Origin of the sequence: Luteimonas sp. MC1825 (assembly GCF_014764385.1) — a bacterium.
Taxonomy (GTDB): Bacteria; Pseudomonadota; Gammaproteobacteria; order Xanthomonadales; family Xanthomonadaceae; genus Luteimonas.
The window spans coordinates 1,866,172-1,885,247 of the sequence record NZ_CP061714.1; the positions used below are offsets into that span (position 1 = coordinate 1,866,172).

At 69.1% G+C, this 19,076-nt stretch carries 17 protein-coding genes and 1 tRNA gene; 4 read left to right on the forward strand and 14 right to left on the reverse strand.

Annotation, left to right across the window (positions count from 1 at the left end):
- Nucleotide 1 precedes the first annotated feature (1 nt).
- The 6 genes from IDM46_RS08645 to hisS all read right to left on the reverse strand — a co-directional run bounded on the left by IDM46_RS08645 (nt 2) and on the right by hisS (nt 6,646).
- A complete protein-coding gene (locus tag IDM46_RS08645) occupies nt 2-328 on the reverse strand; it encodes a YerC/YecD family TrpR-related protein (protein ID WP_182820553.1) in 327 nt (108 codons plus the stop codon).
- A 100-nt stretch (nt 329-428) separates the two neighbouring features.
- Entirely contained in the window at nt 429-2,222 is a 1,794-nt protein-coding gene (locus IDM46_RS08650) for an XVIPCD domain-containing protein (protein ID WP_223877941.1), read from the reverse strand.
- 53 nt (nt 2,223-2,275) lie between these two features.
- Nucleotides 2,276-2,818 carry a hypothetical protein gene (locus IDM46_RS08655; RefSeq protein WP_182820552.1) on the reverse strand — a complete coding sequence of 181 codons (543 nt, stop codon included), beginning with the start codon at nt 2,816-2,818 and terminating at the stop codon, nt 2,276-2,278.
- A 186-nt stretch (nt 2,819-3,004) separates the two neighbouring features.
- Nucleotides 3,005-3,361 (reverse strand): hypothetical protein, encoded by a 357-nt coding sequence (locus IDM46_RS08660; protein WP_185115480.1) that lies wholly within the window; start codon nt 3,359-3,361, stop codon nt 3,005-3,007.
- Nucleotides 3,358-5,265 carry an aromatic amino acid lyase gene (locus IDM46_RS08665; protein ID WP_185115481.1) on the reverse strand — a complete coding sequence of 636 codons (1,908 nt, stop codon included), beginning with the start codon at nt 5,263-5,265 and terminating at the stop codon, nt 3,358-3,360. Before IDM46_RS08665 ends, IDM46_RS08660 begins: the two co-directional genes overlap by 4 nt.
- Nucleotides 5,255-6,646, reverse strand: a complete 1,392-nt coding sequence (gene hisS, locus IDM46_RS08670; RefSeq protein ID WP_185115482.1) for a histidine--tRNA ligase — start codon at nt 6,644-6,646, stop codon at nt 5,255-5,257. The genes IDM46_RS08665 and hisS overlap by 11 nt, the downstream gene beginning before the upstream one ends.
- Before the next feature lie 134 nt (nt 6,647-6,780).
- On the opposite strand from hisS, the gene IDM46_RS08675 reads away from it, so the two are divergent.
- Nucleotides 6,781-6,857: transfer RNA gene (locus IDM46_RS08675), tRNA-Pro, on the forward strand.
- An 85-nt stretch (nt 6,858-6,942) separates the two neighbouring features.
- Nucleotides 6,943-8,220, forward strand: a complete 1,278-nt coding sequence (locus IDM46_RS08680) for an MFS transporter (protein WP_182820548.1) — start codon at nt 6,943-6,945, stop codon at nt 8,218-8,220.
- 38 nt (nt 8,221-8,258) lie between these two features.
- Here IDM46_RS08680 and IDM46_RS08685 read toward each other — a convergent pair whose 3' ends face one another.
- The 8 genes from IDM46_RS08685 to IDM46_RS08720 form a co-directional block, all read right to left on the reverse strand.
- On the reverse strand, nt 8,259-9,287 hold the full coding sequence (locus IDM46_RS08685; RefSeq protein ID WP_185115483.1) for a patatin-like phospholipase family protein: 1,029 nt from the start codon (nt 9,285-9,287) through the stop codon (nt 8,259-8,261).
- A gap of 2 nt (nt 9,288-9,289) precedes the next feature.
- The gene (argH, locus tag IDM46_RS08690) at nt 9,290-10,579 is read right to left on the reverse strand and encodes an argininosuccinate lyase (RefSeq protein WP_185115484.1); all 1,290 of its coding nucleotides are present in this window, start codon (nt 10,577-10,579) and stop codon (nt 9,290-9,292) included.
- 16 nt (nt 10,580-10,595) lie between these two features.
- Nucleotides 10,596-11,543: an N-acetyl-gamma-glutamyl-phosphate reductase gene (argC, locus tag IDM46_RS08695; protein ID WP_185115485.1), complete on the reverse strand. Its 948-nt coding sequence runs from the start codon at nt 11,541-11,543 to the stop codon at nt 10,596-10,598.
- Nucleotides 11,536-12,909, reverse strand: coding sequence for an acetylglutamate kinase (locus IDM46_RS08700; RefSeq protein ID WP_185115486.1), 1,374 nt, complete (start codon nt 12,907-12,909; stop codon nt 11,536-11,538). Before IDM46_RS08700 ends, argC begins: the two co-directional genes overlap by 8 nt.
- Nucleotides 12,906-13,991: an acetylornithine deacetylase gene (locus tag IDM46_RS08705; RefSeq protein WP_185115588.1), complete on the reverse strand. Its 1,086-nt coding sequence runs from the start codon at nt 13,989-13,991 to the stop codon at nt 12,906-12,908. The genes IDM46_RS08700 and IDM46_RS08705 overlap by 4 nt, the downstream gene beginning before the upstream one ends.
- 17 nt (nt 13,992-14,008) lie before the next feature.
- Complete coding sequence (locus IDM46_RS08710) at nt 14,009-15,217, reverse strand: argininosuccinate synthase (RefSeq protein WP_185115487.1); 1,209 nt, start codon at nt 15,215-15,217, stop codon at nt 14,009-14,011.
- A 69-nt stretch (nt 15,218-15,286) separates the two neighbouring features.
- The gene (locus IDM46_RS08715; protein WP_185115488.1) at nt 15,287-16,333 is read right to left on the reverse strand and encodes an N-acetylornithine carbamoyltransferase; all 1,047 of its coding nucleotides are present in this window, start codon (nt 16,331-16,333) and stop codon (nt 15,287-15,289) included.
- A 235-nt stretch (nt 16,334-16,568) separates the two neighbouring features.
- Entirely contained in the window at nt 16,569-17,060 is a 492-nt protein-coding gene (locus tag IDM46_RS08720) for a hypothetical protein (protein WP_182820541.1), read from the reverse strand.
- Nucleotides 17,061-17,165: 105 nt separating this feature from the next.
- On the opposite strand from IDM46_RS08720, the gene cysS reads away from it, so the two are divergent.
- A complete protein-coding gene (gene cysS / locus IDM46_RS08725) occupies nt 17,166-18,584 on the forward strand; it encodes a cysteine--tRNA ligase (RefSeq protein ID WP_185115489.1) in 1,419 nt (472 codons plus the stop codon).
- On the forward strand, nt 18,581-19,021 hold the full coding sequence (locus tag IDM46_RS08730) for a SufE family protein (protein ID WP_182820539.1): 441 nt from the start codon (nt 18,581-18,583) through the stop codon (nt 19,019-19,021). The genes cysS and IDM46_RS08730 overlap by 4 nt, the downstream gene beginning before the upstream one ends.
- Nucleotides 19,022-19,076 lie beyond the last annotated feature (55 nt).

Genomic DNA, 19,076 nt, shown 5'->3' on the forward strand with positions numbered 1-19,076 from the left:
TTCAGTGGGATTCGGCGAGGCGGGGAAACTGGCGACGCACGGCCGCGGCATAGCCGCCTTCGCCCTGCTCCAGCGTGCGGGCGACGCGCCCGACGGTGGTCACGCTGACCATGGTGCGTTCGTGGATCTCGCGATACGGCACGCCTTCAAGCAGCAGCGGCACCACGCGCCAGCGATCGGACATGGCCTCCAGCTCGGCCGGAGTGCACAGGTCGCGCAGGAACGCCGCCACGTCCGACGGGTTGTCGAGCGCGGCGAGCGCCTCCGCCAGTGCCTGGAATCCGGCATCGGCGTCCTTCCTCGACAGTGTGAGCGGGCGTTGCTTCATTGTTCCAGCGTGTTAATGCGTTAGTACATTATGCACAGCGCTCGAGGCGGCGCAAGCCCGCTCGTTCATTGGCTATTGCGGGGAGCGACCGGAGGGCTGCCTAGGGGGCTCCGGGCCCAGCGTGCCGGGGTGCCACTTGTTGAAGGGAAGCAAGCTCCGGCGATTGCCCCGGCCTGTCGACAGAGCGATTGCACTGTCGGAGGATCTCGTCCACATCGACGCCAGCGACATCCTGCACCGACGTCACGCTCCAGCGCGTAGCGGGATCGCGAGGGTCTCCCTGCCAGGCGACGAGCCTGGCTTCGGGATTGGATTTGCCGGCGGAGCACCCGACACTGGCCCGGACATGGGTCACCCCGGTCATGCCGGCGCACCGGAGGTCGCGCAACACGTCGGCGGTGACTTGCTCGAGCTTGGAGGCCGGCTCTGCAATTTCGCGCTCAGCATTCGCTGCCGACAACTGCTCGTCAACCTCGTGATACATGACGAGGTCTGCGACATCCTGCCCGTTACCGGGATCCAGACTGATCCCGAGATTCCCGTTGTCGAAACCTGCTACACGAATCGCCGCGCCACCCTGCAGCGTCACGAGTAGATCAGTGCCATCGAGCTGGTAGGTATGACAGCCGTCGCTGCTCCGGTAGATACCCTCCGGGTCTGCCGGCGCTTGCGCACCACCGCCCAGCGTCTTGCCATCCCAATGAACTTGACCAAGCCCATCTTCGTCCCTGACCACGTCGCCGCTATCAACCAGATAGGTATCGAAACCAACTCCCCCCAGCAACTGATCCTGATCCGCCCCGCCGATCAGAATGTCATGGCCGCGGCCGCCGACCAAAGTGTCGTCACCCCCCATGCCAAGCAGCAAGTCGTTCCTGCCGACCTCCACACCGGCGCGCGCCACTGTGCCATCGAGGGCATGGGCGCGATCGGTGTCGACGCGTTCTGATGTCGAATTTCTCTGCGCCACGGTAAGCCGATCTCCGAGACGAAGTTGGCGACCAGGATCTACATGAATTGCAGTGGCATCCAGGATCCCGGCGTCAAGACGGTCAGCAACTTCTGGGAACTCGCCGCGCAACCCATGCAGCAAGGCGCGCTTGGCCGGCTCCAGCGCAGCATTGATTGTCGGCACCGGGCCAGACTCGAGAAGCAGTTCCCTGTAGTCTCTATTCGCCAGACCGATTACGTCGAGCCGGCTTGGCACACCTTCGAAGCTGACGCCCCACGCCGACTCCAGCGCCCTGATGCTGTCGCGGTGCAGCTGGAACATGCCATAGACGCTGAGCGCCTCTTCGGGACTGATATTCGCGGGGTCGTCGTACAGTCCAAAGATCGCCGCTTCCATGCCTCGTCGCTTGCGCAAGCCACGTTCTGCGCCCGGGTTCGACCCCCAGCTGTTGTAGCGGAGCTGGTACCAGGCCTCAGCGCGATCTCCCTCACGAATCGCCTCGGCAAACCCTTCCATTCGGGTCCTGACGGCATGTTGTCCGCGGTTATAGGTGACAGATACCAGAACGGCTCTTTCCTTTGAATACGGCATGCCTAGGCTGTTCGCCGGATCTTCGTACTCCGGGATCGATGCCAGCTCCAGGAGATCGCGGGCTTCTTCGCGCGTTAGTGCGCGAGCAAACCGGAGGCCCAACCTGGTTCGCTCTGCGTTGGTCGTGGCGGCATCAATCCGCTCCAGATGCCGACGTTGCGTTTCGTCCAGCTGGATGTTCGCTCGTTCCCAAAGCTCAACGTTGTTGGCTCTGTTGAACGTATAGCCGAACCCGATGGTTGCAGCGCCATCTCGAAGATCATACGCACGCGCCTCGAACGCCTCGGTATGCATGATCAGATTCGCTGCGAGCCTCTTGTACTCTGCTTGCGTGATTTCTATGTATTCCACGGCAATCCTTGCCCCCCGCCCTGTCCTGGGTTGTCAACACCTACAAGACCTTACTAGTTGGGCGGCATGAATCTGCGCTCGCCATAGACGTGCTGCAATTCCACGTCGTGGCCGCCTTCTGACCTCGCACGGATGCGCACCTCCGTCGCCCACTCTTCTGGGCACTTCGCGAAGGCATCCTGGCGGGCGCTACCGGCTTCGCAGACCCCGAGCGCAACAGGACCCAGCAGAAGTCTTCCGCCGCTCTCAACCTCAATCAAGGGGTAGTCGTCTGCAGCGCCACGCTCGCCCTGCGGGTTGGCGTTGTAGTAACCCGCACTGATCCGGACAAGCAGGCTTCCACAGATCCTGCTTTCCGTTCGCGTGCCTGTCCGGCGAACGTTTTGATGCCCATCCCCGGGTTCGAACACGACCAATGAGGAGATATCGATTTCTTCACTCTCGACATTTTGCCTGGGGGCGATTGCAGGCACATTGACCCGGAGATCCAGAAGTGATGCAGATGCATCACACGTAAGCTGAAGCTTGGGAGGATCCTGACTCCGCGCCGGTATCGCAAGCAGCGAGAGAAAGGCGACTGCGAGGAAATGCTTCATGTTCCTTCCTTGTGCCGGTATTAATAGGCCCACCCTCGCGCCATTGCGGCGGAGTCGGGTGCCATGGCGTGCTTCCTTGCACGCGCCGAGTCTAGCGCCATCCGGGGCGCGGGACGTGGGCTGTTCCGCAGTTCGGGAAATCCCCTACACGGCCTGCGGCGGGACGGTCTCGGGCGCCACGTTTGGCTACCTGCCGCGCCGCTCGGCCACGATCCAGGCCAGCGCCACGCCACAGATCGCCCCCACCATCTCCATCAGCACGCGGGTGCCGAGGCCGTTGGGGTCGTGGATCCTGGCGAGTGCGATGCGCGCATACACCGGCGACTCCAGCTTAACCACGCCCAGGTAGAACAGGTGCCAGATGTCGATGCCGGCGCCGATGACCACCGCCGACAGGCAGGCCCAGCCGATGGCGTGGCCGGGCGTCCAGCGCTGGCGCACGCCGATGGAGTGGAAGAGCGCGTAGGCCAGCACCCCGACCAGCAGTGCGATCAGTCCCGCTTCGAACGCGCCGATCCAGCCGAAGTGCAGCGGCAGGTTCAAGCCCTGGCGCCGGTGCGCGGGATGGCGCCCAACAGCGCGCCCTCTTCCACCAGTTTCACTGCGGCGGCGACTTCGCCATCCAGCGCGCGGTCGCGGTGGAGGAACGGGATGCGCGCGCGGATCACGGCATGCGCCGCCGCCACGGACTTGCCGGGGTGGAACGCCTCCGCGGCCGCGAGCTCGCCGCGCAGGCCGTCGACCTCGGCGATGAACTTCGCCTGCGCCGCGGCATCCGGCAATGCGCCGGCCTGCACCTTCGCGGCAAACGCCGATGCGTCGACGCGCCGCGCCAGGTCACGGGCGGCATTGATCATGCCGCGCCGCAGGTCCAACGCCTGCGCTGCGGTGTACAGCTCGAGCGCGAGCACCTTGCCGAGGTCGGCGCCCATGGCCAGCACGTGGCGGGCCTCGTTGGCGCCCATCGACACGTGGTCCTCGGCGTTGGCCGAGGTCGGGATGGAATACACGCTGGTCGGCATGGCGCGGCTGGCGAGGTCGTTGACGATCGCGGCGGCGGTGTACTGCACGATCATGAAGCCGGATTCGGTGCCGTCCTCGTTGCCGATCAGGAACGCCGGCAGGCCGTCATTGGTGGCCGGGTCGACCAGCTTGTTGAGGCGGCGCTCGGAGATCGAGGCCAGCACCGGGATCGCGGCCTTGACGTAGCTCATCGCCAGCGCGAGCGGCATGCCGTGGAAGTGCCCGGCGGAGATCACCTGCTCCTCGACGTGCTCGGCGACCTTGTCCGGGAACACCAGCGGGTTGTCGGTGACCGAATTGAGCTCGACCTCGAGCACGCGCGCGGCCTGTGCAACCGCATCGCGCACCGCGCCGTGCACCTGTGGAACGCAGCGCAGCGAATAGCTGTCCTGCGGCTGGTGCTTCTTGCCGCCGCGGAACGGGCGGAAGCGGTCGTAGAACTTTTCGCGGCCATGCCGCTGGCCCAGCGGCACCCAGTCCCATCCGATGTCGAAATTGAGCGCCTGCGCCTCGGCATCGTCCCAACTCGACGGCAGCCACTGCCGGAAACGCGGCACGAGGTGGTACGGGATGTCGGCCAGCGTGGAGCCTTCAAGCAGCGCGCGCAGCTGCGCGGCGGCCGCCACCTGGCCCGGATGCGGGCGCAGCGCATGCACGTCCTCGGCGAACGCGCCCAGACGCCCGGCGAAGGCATCGATGGTCATCGCTGCGGCGAGGTCCGCGGTGTCGAGCAGGTCTTCGAGCTGCGCCACCGCCAGCACGCCCGTCGCCAGCATCTGCGCGGTGCCGTTGTTGAGCGCCAGGCCTTCCTTGTACGACAGCTGCAGCGGCGCCAGGCCGGCGCGGCGCAGCGCCTCGGCACCGGCCATGCGCTCGCCTTCGACGAAGGCCTCGCCACCGCCAAGCAGCACGATCGCCAGGTGCGACAGCGGCGACAGGTCGCCCGAGGCACCCACCGAGCCAAGGGCCGGCACCACCGGCACGATGCCGGCGTTGAGCATCGCGGCCATGGCCTGCAGCGTGCCGACGCGGATGCCGGAGTGCCCGCGCAGCAGGGTGTTGATGCGGATGCACAGCATCGCGCGCACCACGTCGGCGGCCAGCGGCTCACCGACGTTCACCGCGTGGGTGATGATCAGGTTGTGCTGCAGCTCCTCGTGCAGCGAGCGGCCGGATGGCCTGGCGCCCGGCAGCTCGTCGCGCAGCGGATGCGCACCGAGCAGCTTGTCGGCGTTGCTGCCGAAGCCGGTCGACACGCCATAGATCGGCTCCTCGCGGCGTACCTGCTCGGCGAGGAAATCGGCGGCACGGGCGACGGCGGTCAATGCGGACTCATCCAGCGCGACGCTGGCGCCACGCGCCACCGCCACCAGCTGCGCGCGCGTCAGCGACAGCCCATCCAGGCGGATCACGTCACTGCCCACGCTGCACCTTCCATTGTTCGCGCTCCACCAGCAGCGTCCGCGCCAGCTCGGCTTCCGCGACCTCGAACTGTTCGCCACGGCGGAGGTCCTTGACCGCCACCACGCCGCGCTCGGCCTCGTTGTCGCCGCGGATCACCACGAAGCGGATGCCGGCGCGGTCGGCGTACTGCATCTGCTTGGCGAGCTTGCGCGGCTCCAGCTGCGTTTCGACGTTCAGGCCGGCCGCGCGCAGGCGCTGCGACAACGCCAGTGCATGTTCCAGTCCCGTGTCGTCGAACAGCGTGACCAGCGCATCCACCGAACTCTCCGCCGTGGTGACCAGCCCTGCCTCGCGAAGCTGCCAGAACAGCCGCGTCAACCCGATCGAGATGCCGACGCCGGGCAGTTTCGACTTGGTGTAGTGGCCGGCGAGATCTTCGTAGCGTCCGCCCGAGCAGATCGAGCCGATACCCGGGTTTTCGTCGAGCACGGTCTCGTAGACCATTCCGGTGTAGTAATCCAGGCCGCGCGCGATCGACAGGTTGATCGCGTAACGCGCCTCGGGCACACCCATTGCCTTCAGCGTGCCGAGCAGCGCACGCAGCTCGTCGCGGCCTTCCTCGAACAGCGCGGTGCCGGCACCGAGCGCATCGAGCCGCGCCAGCGCGTCGTCGTGGCCCGTGGAGCGCACGCGCGAGAACGCCATCAGCCGTTCCACGACGTCCGCAGCAATTCCAAAGCCCTCGCCTTCGAGCGTCGCACGCACTGCGTCTTCGCCACGCTTGTCGAGCTTGTCGATCTCGCGCAGCACCGCCGCCTGGCGGTCGCCTTCGATGCCCAGGCCCTCGAAGTAGCCGCGCAGCAGCTTGCGATGGTTGAGCTGGATGGTGAACGCGCCGATGCCCAGCGCTTCGAACACCGCATGGATCACCGCCGGGATCTCGGCGTCGAAGCGCGGCGACAGCGTGTCCTTGCCGATCACGTCGATGTCGCACTGGTAGAACTCGCGGAAACGGCCGCGCTGGGCGCGCTCGCCGCGGTACACGCGCTGCATCTGGTAGCGGCGGAACGGGAACGCGAGGTCGTGTTCGTGTTCGGCCACGTAGCGGGCCAGCGGCACGGTCAGGTCGAAGCGCAGCGCCATCTCCGGCACGCCCTCGGCACCGCCGGCCTCGGCCGCCTTGCCCAGCGCACCGGTGGACTGCACGAAATACACCTGGCGCTCGGTCTCGCCGCCGGTCTTGGTCAGCAGGACCTCGGACAGCTCGAACACCGGGGTTTCCACCGGCAGGAAGCCGAAGCGCTCGAAGGTGCCGCGTATGGTGTCGAGCATGCGCTGGAAGGCGATCTGGTCGCGGGGCAGCAGCTCCATGACGCCCGGGGGCGTGCGTGGCTTGATCAAGGCGGGAAACTCCGGGGACAAGGTGGACCGGTGAGCCCCGCATTCTAGCGACTGCGGGCGCATCCCCGGCACGGCCGACGAGAAGGGGCTTGCCCTTCGCGTCCGCGACTCCTAAAATGCGCGGCTCACCGACTCGGGGTGTAGCTCAGCCTGGTAGAGCGCTACGTTCGGGACGTAGAAGTCGCAGGTTCGAATCCTGTCTCCCCGACCACTCGGTGATAGCAAGCGAAGACCGGCCCCATCGGCCGGTCTTTTCGTTTCCGCGCCGCGCGCGGCCTCCTGGAGTTCCCTCCCCCATGCGTACAGCAGCGGCCCGGGCATCGTCCACACCCGCCCTCGGCGCGGGCGCGGCGCTGGTGCTCGCCGGGATCGTGCTGTCCGCGTTCAACCTGCGCACCGCCGTCACCTCCATCACGCCGCTGCTGGACGTCCTGGGCCGCGAGTTCGCCTTCGGCGCCACCATGGCGGGCGTGCTGGGCATGCTGCCGAGCGCCGCCTTCGCGGTGTTCGGGGTGGCTACCCCGGCCATCGCGCATCGCGCGGGCCTGGAGCGCACGGTATTGCTGGCCATGGCGCTGGCCGCGGCCGGGCTCGTGCTGCGCTCATTCGCGCCCGGTACTCCGGTGCTGATCGCCGGCTCGGTGGTGGCCCTGGCCGGCGCCGGCATTGGCAACGTGGTGCTGCCGCCACTGGTCAAGCGCTACTTCGCCACGCGCATCGGCGTGGTCAGCACGCTGTACATCGCGGTGCTGCAGATGGGCACGATCCTACCGGCGCTGCTGGCCGTCCCGGTGGCCGCCGCGGTGGGCTGGCGCATTTCCCTGGGTGCATGGGCCCTGGTCGCGGTGGCGGCGATGCTGCCCTGGCTGGGCGTGCTGTGGATCGAGCGCCGCGCCGATTCCGCGCTGGCACGCGTCCACGACCGCGCCGTGCTGCCCGGCGACGGCGCCCCCGAACTCGCCGCCCCGCCCCCGCGCGTGCGCACCTGGCGCACCGCGATCGGCTGGGGCATGGCGCTGATGTTCGGCATGACCTCGCTGATGACCTACGCCCTGTTCACCTGGCTGCCCAAGCTGCTGACCGACGCCGGCGCCAGCCCGGCCTTCGGCGGCGCGATGGTCGCCCTGTTCGCAGGCCTGGGCCTGTTTGGCGCGCTGGTGATGCCGGCGATCGCGGTGCGCATGCGCAACCCCTTCCCGATCGTCCTCGCCTGCGCCGCCTGCCAGGTGGTGGCTTACGTGGGCCTGCTGCTTGCTCCGATGGCCGTCCCGCTCATCTGGGTGTCCCTGCTTGGCCTCGGCGGCTGCACCTTCCCGCTGGCGCTGACTCTGCTCAACAAGCGGACGCGCACGCCGGCCGGATCCGCCGCGCTGTCCGGCTTCACCCAAGGCATGGGTTACACGCTGGCCTGCCTGGGCCCGCTGCTGTTCGGGCTGCTGCATGAGGCCACCGGCAGCTGGGCCTGGCCCTTCGCCATGCTCGCCGCAAGTGCCGTGGTGATGCTGCTGGGTGCCTGGCAGGCCTGCAAGCCCCGCTATCTTGAGGATGCCTGGCAGCGTGCCACCACTGCCTGACGCTGCCGAACCACCCGGCATACGCCAGGTGCCGACGCTTACCGGAAGCCGGCGACATCCACCGTCGAACGCTTGCCAACCGAAATCGCGTCGCCGGCAAGCCACGCCTGTGCGCAACTGCGGCCGTGGTCGCGCAGGGTTTCAAGGAACGGCAGGCTGGTGGTCGACCTGGAATCGTTGTCGAGCCGGGCCATCAGCGCATCGTCGGCAATGAGGTGCAGGCGCTTGCGGCGGACCGGATGCTCCTTCACCAGCCACGGCACGATCGAGCGGCGCATGAACTCGCGCATGCGCACCAGGCTGCGCATCTCGGCCAGGAACGCGGCGTTGAACGCCAGCACCTGCGAGCGGTCGCGGATGTCGGACGCGGTGCGCGGCGTGGCGCCGTGGGTCGCGGGGTTGAGCAGCACCATCAGCACGTCGTCCACCCTGCACTCGGCGAGCAGCGGCAAGACCGGCGGGTTGGCGGCGAAGGCACCGTCCCAGTACGGCTCACCGTCGATCTCCACGGCCTGGTACAGCGCCGGCAGGCAGGCCGAGGCGAGCACCGCATCGGCGCTGATTTCGGCGGTGCGGAACAGCCGCAGGCGGCCGGTATTGGCGTGGGTCGCGGCAATGAACAGGTCGAAGCCCGGCTCTGCGCGCAGGCGTTCGAAATCGACCTGTGCCTCGACGATGTCGCGCAGCGGGTCGTAGCCCATGGGATTGAACTGCGCAGGTGCGAGGAAACCACTCCACTGCAGCATCAGCGAAGCCATCGGCGAGGGCCGGCCATTGCTTGCACCGGCGCCGACGTGCAGCAGCGACGCATTGCCGCCCACCGCGCTCCAGAAGCGAGACAGCGCTTCACGCGCGCCATCACGGCCACCTTCCAGCAGGCCATGCGCAAGCACGACCGCGTTCATGGCGCCGGCGCTGGTGCCGCTGGCGCCGCACGGGTCGAAGCGGCCGTCCTCGAGCAGGGCATCGAGCACGCCCCAGGTGAACGCGCCATGGGCGCCGCCACCCTGCAGGGCCAGGCTGAGCGGGCGCGCCGTCGCGCGCGTGCGCCGCTTCCGCGGGGCCATGCTCATTGGAGTGCTTGCAGCCGCGCGCGCAATTCCTCCAGGCACAGGTCACCCGCGGCCCCCGGCGATACCCGCGCGGCCAGGCTGGCAGCCGGATCGCCTTCGGCCCAACGCGCCGGATCCGCGGCCGCTCGATAGGCATCGCGGAACGGCACGCCCGCGCGCGCCATGTCGACGGCGAGGTCGGTGGCGTACATCGACGGCTCCAGCGCGGCGCGCATGCGGTCGGTGTTCCAGTCGAGGTTGCGCAGCAGGTCCGGCAGCAGCGCCAACGCCTGCAGGCCCTTGCCGAAGCCATGGAACAGCGCGCCCTTCGACAGCTGCAGGTCGCGGTGGTAGCCGGACGGCAGCGAAAGCAGCTGCTCGATCTCGCAGCGCGCCGCGGCCACGCTGGCGTAGGTCGCGCGCATCAGCTCGATGACGTCCGGATTGCGCTTGTTGGGCATGATCGAGCTGCCGGTGGTGTACTGCGCCGGCAGCGCCACGAAACCGAACTCGGCCGCGGTGAACAGGCTCAGGTCCCACGCCAGCCGGCGCAGGTCGAGCATGGCGCTCGACAGCGCTTCCAGCGCCGCCATTTCGAACTTGCCGCGCGACAGCTGCGCGTAGGTCGCCGCCACCTGCATGCGCCCGAAGCCGAGCGCAGCGGTGGTGTGGTCGCGGTCGAGCGGCAGGTTCACGCCGTAGCCCGCCGCGCTGCCGAGCGGATTGGCGTCGATCCAGGCCAGGGTGTCGCGCGCGCGCGCCGCGTTGTCGATGAACGCCTCCGCCCACGACGACCACCACATGCCCAGCGACGACACCACGGCGCGCTGCAGGTGCGTGTAGCCGGGCAGCGGCACGTCGCGCTCTGCCGCGGCGCGGTCGAGCGCGATGCCCGCGACCTCCACGCACAGCGCCTGCGTGCGCGCCAGCTGCGCCTTCAGCCACAGCCGCGTCGCCACCAGCACCTGGTCATTGCGGCTGCGCCCGGTGTGGATGCGGCGACCGGCGTCGCCAAGGCGCTCGGTGAGGCGCGCCTCGATCGCCGAGTGGCCGTCCTCGTAGCGGTCGTCGAGCACGAAGCGGCCGGCGCTGAAATCGCCTGCCAGCGCATCCAGTTCGCGCTCGATGCCGGCCAATTCGTCATTGGCCAGGATGGCGATGCGCGCGAGGCCCTGCGCGTGCGCGCGGCTGGCCTCGATGTCGTTCAGGAAGAACTCGCGGTCCAGCACCACGTCGTCGCCGGCCAAAAAGGCCTGGATCGCGGTGTCGACGCTGACGCCGGGCTTTTGCCACAGAAGGTCGGACATGTCGGTTCCAGCGGGATCAGTCGAGCGGAATGCCTTGCGTCTCGGGATAGCCGAAGGCGAGGTTGAGGTTCTGCAGCGCCTGCGTGGCGGCGCCCTTGAGCAGGTTGTCGAGCGTGGCCACCACCACCAGGCGGCGGCCGTCGGCCGACAGCGTGAAGCCGCCGACCTCCACGCCGTGGCGGCCGGCGATCGCGCTCACCCACGGCGCGTCATCCACCACCCGCAGCAGCGGCTCGCCGGCATAGCGGGCGTGGTAGCGCGCGCGCACCGCTTCCAGCGTCACCGGTGCGCGCAGGTGCAGGTTGGCGGTGAGCGTGATGCCGCGGAAGTGCGGCGCCACGTGCGGCATGAACTCGACCGGCGCGCCAAGCTGGCGGGTGACCTCGCGCTCGTGCAGGTGATCCACCAGCGCGTAGGGCATCAGGTTGTCGCGCAGCTTGCCGGGATCGTTGCGGTCGGACGGCGAGGTGCCGGCGCCGGAGAATCCGGACACGCCGAAACACTGCACGGGACCTTCGAGCTGGTCGAGCATCGGCGCGATGGCGAACTGCATGGCGCTGGCGTAGCAGCCCGGGTTGGCGATGCGCCGCTGCCCGGCATACGTGCTCCGGGTCAGTTCCGGCAGCCCGTAATACCAGGCGTCGTCGAAGCGATGGTCGGCCGACAGGTCCACGATCACCGGGTCGGCACCCTGCCCGGCCAGGCCGGCGACGCAGGCATCCGACTTGCCGTTGGGCAGCGCCAGCACGCAGGCGTCCACGGCGTATCCGCCAAGCGATTCGTGCGCGATGTTGGCGTAGCGCAGTTCGCCGCGATACTCGGGTACGTGCGCCGACACCGGCTGGCCGTCGAGTTCGCGCGAGGACACGAACGCGAGCTCGAAACCCGGGTGCGCGGCGAGCAGGCGGATCAGCTCGGCGCCGGTGTGGCCGCGCGCGCCAACGATGCCGACCGACTTAACCATGCTGCACCGCCGCTGCCGCACCCGGCGCAGGATCAAGCAGCGTCGGCTGGCGCACCGCGCAATGCGCCACCGCGCGCTCGATGTCGGGGAACGCCTGCAGGCCGTACCAGAACACTTTCCACTTCGCCTGCTTGTAGCAGCCGTCGGACTCGGCGTAGTAGAAGATGTTGACGGCGTTGTCGTGGCGCGAGCGCCAGAACAGGCGCGGGGTTTCCTCGCGCATCACCTGCCACACCGCGCGCCCGAGGCCTTCGCCCTGCGCGTCGTCGAGCACCGCGAACTTGTCGAGGTACGGCACGCCATCCACTTCGGTGAGGATCACCGCGGTGCGGTAGTGCTCGCTGACGTAGGCGCGCAGCAGCGGCGTGCGATCGAAGTAGTCAACGGCCAGCGTACGTGCGAACGCCGACTCGATCAGCGTGCGCAGCCGCGGCAGGTCCAGCTGGTCCCAGCGCTCCGCGCGCAGCACGCGCTCGCCGCGCCGCACCAGGGTGCCGGAGCCCTTGTGGGTGAACAGTTCCTTGGCGAGCTCGCCGGGTCGGGTGATCGACACCGACGACGAATGCGGCAGCGCCATCAGCAGGTCGTGGATCTGCTCGATCTTCACCCGCATGCCGGAGTGCAGCCAGGGCTGGGCCAGCAACTCGTCGTATTCGGTGCTGAGGTTGATCGAGTCGATCACCTCGCCATCGGCGCCGAGCAGGCCACCGGTGCCGGTGAGGAACACGATCTTGTACGGCTGCAGCGTCTTGATCAGTTCATTCGCGGCCCAGTCGGCATTGACGTTGACGATCTGGCCTTGCGCGGTCTCGCCGAGCGAGGCGATCACCGGAATCGAGCCGGCCTTGATGGCCGCCGCCACGCCATCGGTGTCGACGCGCGCCACCTTGCCGACCAGCCCGTAGCGCTCGCGGTCGAGGAACGCGCACTCGAACACGCCGGACTGGATCGACGTGGCACGCACGCCCTCGGCCTGCAGCGCCTCCACCAGGCGCAGGTTCTCCTCGCGCATCACGCGGCGCACGATGGCCAGCCCTTCGGCATCGGTATAGCGCAGGTTGTCGACCACGCGCTTGTCGATGCCCGCCTCGCGCATGGCCTCGTCGAGCTGCGGCCCGGCCCCGTGCAGCACGATCGGCGTCAGGCCGACCTGCTGCAGGAACGCCAGCGACGACACCAGCTCGTCGAGCTGGTCGCGCAGCACCGCGCCGCCCACCTTCACCACCGCGAAGCGCGCGGCATCGAGCTGCGAGAAGCGCTTCAGGTACTGGCTGATTTCCTTGGCGCTGCCCATGCCGGACAGCAGGCGGACGATGGTCTGCCGGGTCTGGCGGTGGACGTTCTGCATGGCGGGCGTTGCGTTCATGTGGCCTTCGAGAAGATGGCGTGCACGGCGCCGGCGTAGCGTGCGAGCTGGTCGAGCGAAACCCATTCGTCGGCGGTATGCGCCTGGGCGATCTGCCCGGGCCCGAAGACGATGGCGTTGAGGCCGGCGGCCGAGAACAGCGAGGCCTCGGTCCAGAAATCCACGGCGTTGCCGATCGGCAGGCCAAGCCCGTCGGCGAGGTCGCGCGCGGCCAGGCGGCGCTCCTCGGCGGCGGACACGTCACCGGCGGGCAGCGACGGTCCGAAGAACGTGGCGAGGTACTCGCTGCCTTCCGCGGCCAGCGCGGCGAACCGCGCGTGCAGCACGTCCATGTCCTGCGACGGCAGCGGGCGGAAGCCGAAGCGCACCTCGGCCGCGGGCGCGATCACGTTGGCCTTGATGCCGCCTTCGACGCGGCCGATGTTGAAGCGCAGGCCGGTCAGGCCGCCGAAACGCTGGTGCGCCTCGCCTTCGGCGAGCGCCAGCGCGTCCACGCCCCAGCGCATGGCCTTGTGCACGGCGCTGGCCGAGAGCGCCTGCGCGCCCGAGGCGTGGCCGGCTTCGCCGTGGAAGCGCAGCTGCACGGCGGCGATGCCGCGGTGGGCGAGCACCGCCTCGCAGCCGGTCGGCTCGGCCACCAGCACGTCGTCGAAGCCGTGCGCGGACGCCAGGAACGCGGCGATGCAGCGCGGGTCGTTGGCTTCCTCGTCGCTGGAAAACAGGAATGCGGCATCGCCGTCGCTGGCCTGCGCCGCGGCGATCAGCGCCGCGGCGGCGCCCTTGATGTCGCAGGCGCCGAGGCCGATCGCGCGCCCGTCCTCCACGCGCAGCACGTGCGGGTCGGCGGTCCATGCCGGCGAATCCGGCACGGTGTCCAGGTGCACGTTGAACAGCAGCGCCGGCCGGCCGCGGCGCGCGAACAGCGACACCGCGCCGGCGCCGTGGTCGCTGACCGTCACCTCGAAATCCGGCAGCTGGGCGCGGATGTAGTCGAAGATCCCGCCGCTGTCGATCGCGCGCGGCGGGTTGCGGGTGTCGAACGCCACCAGCGCGCGCAGGTGGCGCAGCACGGCATCCAGCAGCGGGTCGCCGACGTGGCTCACGTGCGGTTGACCTCCGCCCACAGCGTGGAGCTCATGCCGAACAGCTTGATGAAGCCCTCGGCCTCCTCGACGCCCCAGTCGGCCGACTGCGCATAGGTCGCGCCGCTGGCGTTGAGGATGTGCGGCGAGCGCACCGCGACCGCGTCGACGCGGCCACCGCGCGTTTCAAGCACCACCTCGCCATTGACGGTCGCCTGCGACGAGGCCAGGAACGCCTCGAGGTCGGTCTTCAGCGGGTCATGGAAGAAGCCTTCGTACACCAGTTCCACCCACTTGCGCGCCACGTCGGGCTTGAAGCGGTTCTGCTGCTTGGTGAGCACCGCTTCCTCGAGCGCGCGGTGCGCGACCAGCAGCGCGGTCAGACCCGGCGCCTCGTACACGATGCGGCCCTTGAGGCCGATCGTGGTGTCGCCGGTGTACATGCCGCGGCCCACGCCGTACGGCGCAAACATGGTGTTGAGGCGCGCCAGCAGCGTTTCGCCGCGCATCTCCTCGCCGTCCATGGCCACCGCTTCGCCGTTGACGAAGCGCAGCGCCACGCTGAGCGTCTGCTCGGGCCACGCCGCGCGCGGCGCGCACCAGCCGCGTGCGCCCTCGCCCGGGGCTTCCCAGCGGTCGATCTCGCCGCCGGACATGGTCAGCCCGAGCAGGTTCTCGTTGATCGTGTAGGCGCGCTGCTTGGCGCGCACGCCGAAGCCGCGCTGAGCCAGGTACTCCTGCTCGTAGGCACGCGTCTGCGTGTGTTCCTTCTGGATCTCGCGGATCGGCGCCACGATGCGGAAATCGCCCGAGGCCTTCACCGCCAGGTCGAAACGCACCTGGTCGTTGCCCATGCCGGTGCAGCCGTGCGCGATGGCGTTGGTGCCGAGGTCGCGCGCGCGCGCCAGGGTGGCGTCGACAATCAGGTAGCGGTCGGAGACCAGCAGCGGGTACTGGCCCTGATAGCACTCGCCGGCCCACACGAACGGCTTCACGAAGCCGTCCCAGATCGCGGGGCCGCCGTCGATGGTCAGATGGCTCGCCACACCCAGCTCGGCGGCGCGCTTTTCGATGAACGCACGCTCGTCGGCGTCGACGCCGCCGGTGTCGGCGAACACGGTGTGCACGTTCCAGCCCTGCTCCTTCAGCCACGGCACGCAGAAGCTGGTGTCGAGGCCGCCGGAAAAGGCGAGGACGATGTCTCTGGATGTCTCGGGGGTGTTCATGGATGCCGCTCGATCTGGACGTGGGGGGGAGTCGGTGCCGCAGGGTGCGCGCGGGCGCGCGCTGCCGGATTACTGCCTGGCCAGTGCCGCCATCACCGCCTTCTGCACGTGCAGGCGGTTGCCGGCCTCGTCGACGGCGATGCAGCGCGGCGAATCCATCACCGCATCGCTGGCCTTGATGTTGCGCCGCAGCGGCAGGCAGTGGCTGAAGACGGCATCGTTGGTGCGCGCCATCTTGGCCTCGTCGACCATGAAGTGGCGGTACTGGTCGCGGATCGGCTTCTCCGGCGCCCAGTTGCCGAAGTACGGCAGCGCGCCCCAACTCTTGGCGTACACCACGTCGGCGCCGGCATAGGCGCTGTCGATGTCGTGGCTGACGGTGAGCGAGCCGCCGCTCCCGGCGATGTTGTCGGCCGCCCAGCCCATGTAGCGCTCGTCCAGCACGTACTCCGGCGTGGGGCACAGCAGCGTCACGTCCATGCCCAGCCGGGTGGCGATGGTCAGCGCCGAGTTGGCGACGGCGGTGTTGAGCGGCTTGGGGTGGTAGGTCCAGGTGAGCACGTACTTCTTGCCGCGCAGGTCGCGCGTGCCGAAGTGCTCCTGCAGCGCCAGCGCATGCGCCAGCTCCTGGCAGGGATGGGTGATGGTTTCCATGTTGATCACGGGCACCGTGGCGTACTTCGCAAAGCCGGCCAGCACGCGGTCCTCGCGGTCCACCGACCAGTCGACGAACTTCGGGAACGCACGCACGCCGATCATGTCGACGTAGCGGCTGAGGACGCGTGCGACCTCGGCGATGTGCTCCTCGGCCTCGCCGTCCATCACCGTGCCCAGGTCGAACTCGATCGGCCAGGCGTCCTTGCCGGGCTGCAGCACCACCGCGTGGCCGCCGAGCTGGAATGCGCCCAGCTCGAAGCTGGTGCGCGTGCGCAGCGAGGGATTGAAGAACAGCAGGGCGATCGACTTGCCCTTGAAGGCGTCGCCGAGGCGGTCGCGCTTCATGCGTTCGGCGTCGGCGAGCACGGCGTCGAGCTCCGCGCGGCTCCAGTCCTGGGTGTTGAGGAAGTGCCTGATTGGAGCGGGCTTGATTGGAGCGGGCTTGATCGGGGCGGTCATGACATGGTCCATGGGGCTGGAAACGAAAAAACCCGGCTCGGGCCGGGCTCTGGACAACGGATATACAGGCGATCCGGTCTCAACCCGCGCGAATGAGGGCGTCCGGTCGGTGCGCGCGCGAGGTCATCCCGGCCGCCATGCGGGCGGAGGTCAGGATGTCGACGGCGTTGGCGGCGGTGTGCTGCATGACCCGGAATGGTCCCATGGCCGTGGCCCGCGGTGCAAGGGAGGGGCCTCAGTCCTGGTTGCCGGCCGGCGTCACCGGGGTCACCGACACCCGCACCCGCAGCCGGTTGCCGGGGTCGGCCGGCAGCCGCGAGCGGTACTTGCTGCCGCGATGGACGTAATCGACGTCGTAGGCGATCGGACGGCGGAACTCGCGCTCCACGGGCACCATGCGGCAGCCCGGCGTGTCGGCGTCCCCGCCTTCGACCTCGGCGGTGCGCGCCGGACTGAGCACATCCTTGACCGCGCCCACCACGCGCGCCAGGCCGCGGCGCGATTCGGCATCGGCGGCGTCCTGCACCATCGAGGACTGCTCGCAGCGCTCCACCATGCTGGTGGCGCGCAGGGTCTGGTAGACGGGCTCGGCGCGCAGCACCTGGGCGTACTCGTAGCGCACGTTCTCCGACTGGATCACCGTGTGCTGCGCCCACGCCGCGGGGGCCGCTAGAGCGGCGGCGACGAGCAGCGGCAGGCACCGCTTGGCAGGCGAGAAGGGGTGCATGGTGTCCCGGCAGTGTATGGGCTGGCAGGCCAGAAGGGCTGAATCGTGGCTGTCGTGGCCCTGCCGCGGCCGCTAGAATCAGGGGCCTGCACAGCGGCCGAAGCGATGACCCTGCGACTGTTCAACAGCCTGACCCGGCGGGTCGAGGACTTCCAGCCCGTGGATCCTGCGCGCACGACGATGTACGTCTGCGGGCCCACGGTCTACAACTATGTGCACATCGGCAACGCGCGTGGGCCGGTGGTGTTCGACGTGCTGGCGCGGCTGCTGCGCCGCCGTTTCGGTCGGCTGGACTACGCCCGCAACATCACCGACGTCGACGACAAGATCAATGCCGCCGCCGCGGAACAGGGCGTGCCGATCTCGGCGATCACCGACCGCTTTGCCGCCGCCTACCGCGAGGACATGGCGGCACTGGGCGTGGCGCCGCCCGACATCGAGCCCGAGGCCACGCGCCACATCCCGCAGATCATCGCCATGGTCGAGCGCCTGGTTGCCGCCGGCAATGCCTACGCCGTCGAAGGCCACGTGCTGTTCGCGGTCGCAAGCTTCGAGGCCTACGGCAAGCTTTCGCGCCGCGAGCTCGAGGACATGCTGGCCGGTGCCCGCGTCGAGGTCGCGCCGTACAAGCGCGATCCCGGCGACTTCGTGCTGTGGAAACCCTCCACCGGCGACCTGCCCGGCTGGGACTCGCCCTGGGGCCATGGCCGCCCGGGCTGGCACATCGAATGCTCGGCGATGGCGGCCGCCCACCTCGGCGAGACCATCGACATCCACGCCGGCGGCGTCGACCTGCAGTTCCCGCACCACGAGAACGAGATCGCGCAGAGCGAATGCGCGCACGGCGGCAAGCCCTTCGCGCGGTTCTGGCTGCACAACGGCATGCTCAACTTCGGCGGCGCCAAGATGTCGAAGTCGCTGGGCAACATCGAAAAGGTCCACGACCTGGTGCGCGCCCACCCGCCCGAGGCGCTGCGCCATGCGCTGATGTCGGCGCACTACCGGCAGCCCCTGGACTGGTCGGATGCGCTGGTCGAACAGAGTGTGCGCACCCTGGACCGGCTGTACGGCACGCTGCGCGACATCGATGCGCTGCTGCCGGCAGGTACGGCCCCCGACGTCGCGATCCCCGACGCCGTCGAAGCCGCGCTCGACGACGACCTCAACACACCACAGGCGCTGGCCGAACTCGCCGCGATCGCCGGCAATGCGCGCGTGCTGCGCAGCGCGATCGGCAACGGCGAAACATCGGGTGACGGCCCCCTGCTGGCGCTGGCCACGCTCGGCGCCAGCCTGCGCGCCGGCGCGCGCGTGCTCGGGCTGCTGCAGCAGTCACCGGCGGCGTGGTTCGGGCGCGGCACCTCGGGCGACGACGACGCGCGCATCCAGGCGCTGGTCGAGGAACGCGGCGCCGCCAAGCAGGCCCGCGACTTCACGCGCGCGGACGCCATCCGCGATCAGTTGGCGGGCGAAGGCGTGCTGCTCGAGGACACGCCGCAGGGCGTACGCTGGAAACGCGCATGAACGACACCGTGTTCCCGCTCGAAGCCACCGCCGACGAGGCGCAGGCCGCGATCCGCGAGGAGTTCGCGTTCTTCAGCGACTGGTCGGAGCGCTACCAGTACCTGATCGACCTCGGCCGCAAGCTGCCGCCGTTCCCGGACGCGCTGCGCACCGAGCAGCACCGCCTGCTCGGCTGCCAGTCGATGGTGTGGATCGTGCCGTCCGGCGACGCCACGCGGCTTGAGTTCGCCGCGGCCAGCGACTCCGCCATCGTCTCCGGCCTGGTGTTCCTGGCGCTGCGCGTCTACGCCGGCCGCAGCGCTGCCGAGATCCTGGCCAGCGAGCCGGGATACATCGCCGATATCGGGCTGGCGAAGCACCTGTCGCCGACCCGCAGCAACGGGCTGGCCGCGCTGCTGGCCGTGATCCGCGACACCGCGCAGCGCGCGCAGGCGTGACCACGGCGGGCGCCGCGGCCACGCCTCCCGGCGACACGGACCGCGCTGCGCAAGG

What these genes read in the sequence shown, in the direction of transcription:
- IDM46_RS08645 (WP_182820553.1), bottom strand. Translation starts at nt 328, where the DNA reads ATGAAGCAACGCCCGCTCACACTGTCGAGGAAGGACGCCGATGCCGGA.
- IDM46_RS08655 (WP_182820552.1), bottom strand. Translation starts at nt 2,818, where the DNA reads ATGAAGCATTTCCTCGCAGTCGCCTTTCTCTCGCTGCTTGCGATACCG.
- IDM46_RS08680 (WP_182820548.1), top strand. Translation starts at nt 6,943, where the DNA reads ATGCGTACAGCAGCGGCCCGGGCATCGTCCACACCCGCCCTCGGCGCG.
- IDM46_RS08685 (WP_185115483.1), bottom strand. Translation starts at nt 9,287, where the DNA reads ATGGCCCCGCGGAAGCGGCGCACGCGCGCGACGGCGCGCCCGCTCAGC.
- argH (WP_185115484.1), bottom strand. Translation starts at nt 10,579, where the DNA reads ATGTCCGACCTTCTGTGGCAAAAGCCCGGCGTCAGCGTCGACACCGCG.
- argC (WP_185115485.1), bottom strand. Translation starts at nt 11,543, where the DNA reads ATGGTTAAGTCGGTCGGCATCGTTGGCGCGCGCGGCCACACCGGCGCC.
- IDM46_RS08700 (WP_185115486.1), bottom strand. Translation starts at nt 12,909, where the DNA reads ATGAACGCAACGCCCGCCATGCAGAACGTCCACCGCCAGACCCGGCAG.
- IDM46_RS08710 (WP_185115487.1), bottom strand. Translation starts at nt 15,217, where the DNA reads ATGAACACCCCCGAGACATCCAGAGACATCGTCCTCGCCTTTTCCGGC.
- IDM46_RS08715 (WP_185115488.1), bottom strand. Translation starts at nt 16,333, where the DNA reads ATGACCGCCCCGATCAAGCCCGCTCCAATCAAGCCCGCTCCAATCAGG.
- IDM46_RS08720 (WP_182820541.1), bottom strand. Translation starts at nt 17,060, where the DNA reads ATGCACCCCTTCTCGCCTGCCAAGCGGTGCCTGCCGCTGCTCGTCGCC.
- cysS (WP_185115489.1), top strand. Translation starts at nt 17,166, where the DNA reads ATGACCCTGCGACTGTTCAACAGCCTGACCCGGCGGGTCGAGGACTTC.
- IDM46_RS08730 (WP_182820539.1), top strand. Translation starts at nt 18,581, where the DNA reads ATGAACGACACCGTGTTCCCGCTCGAAGCCACCGCCGACGAGGCGCAG.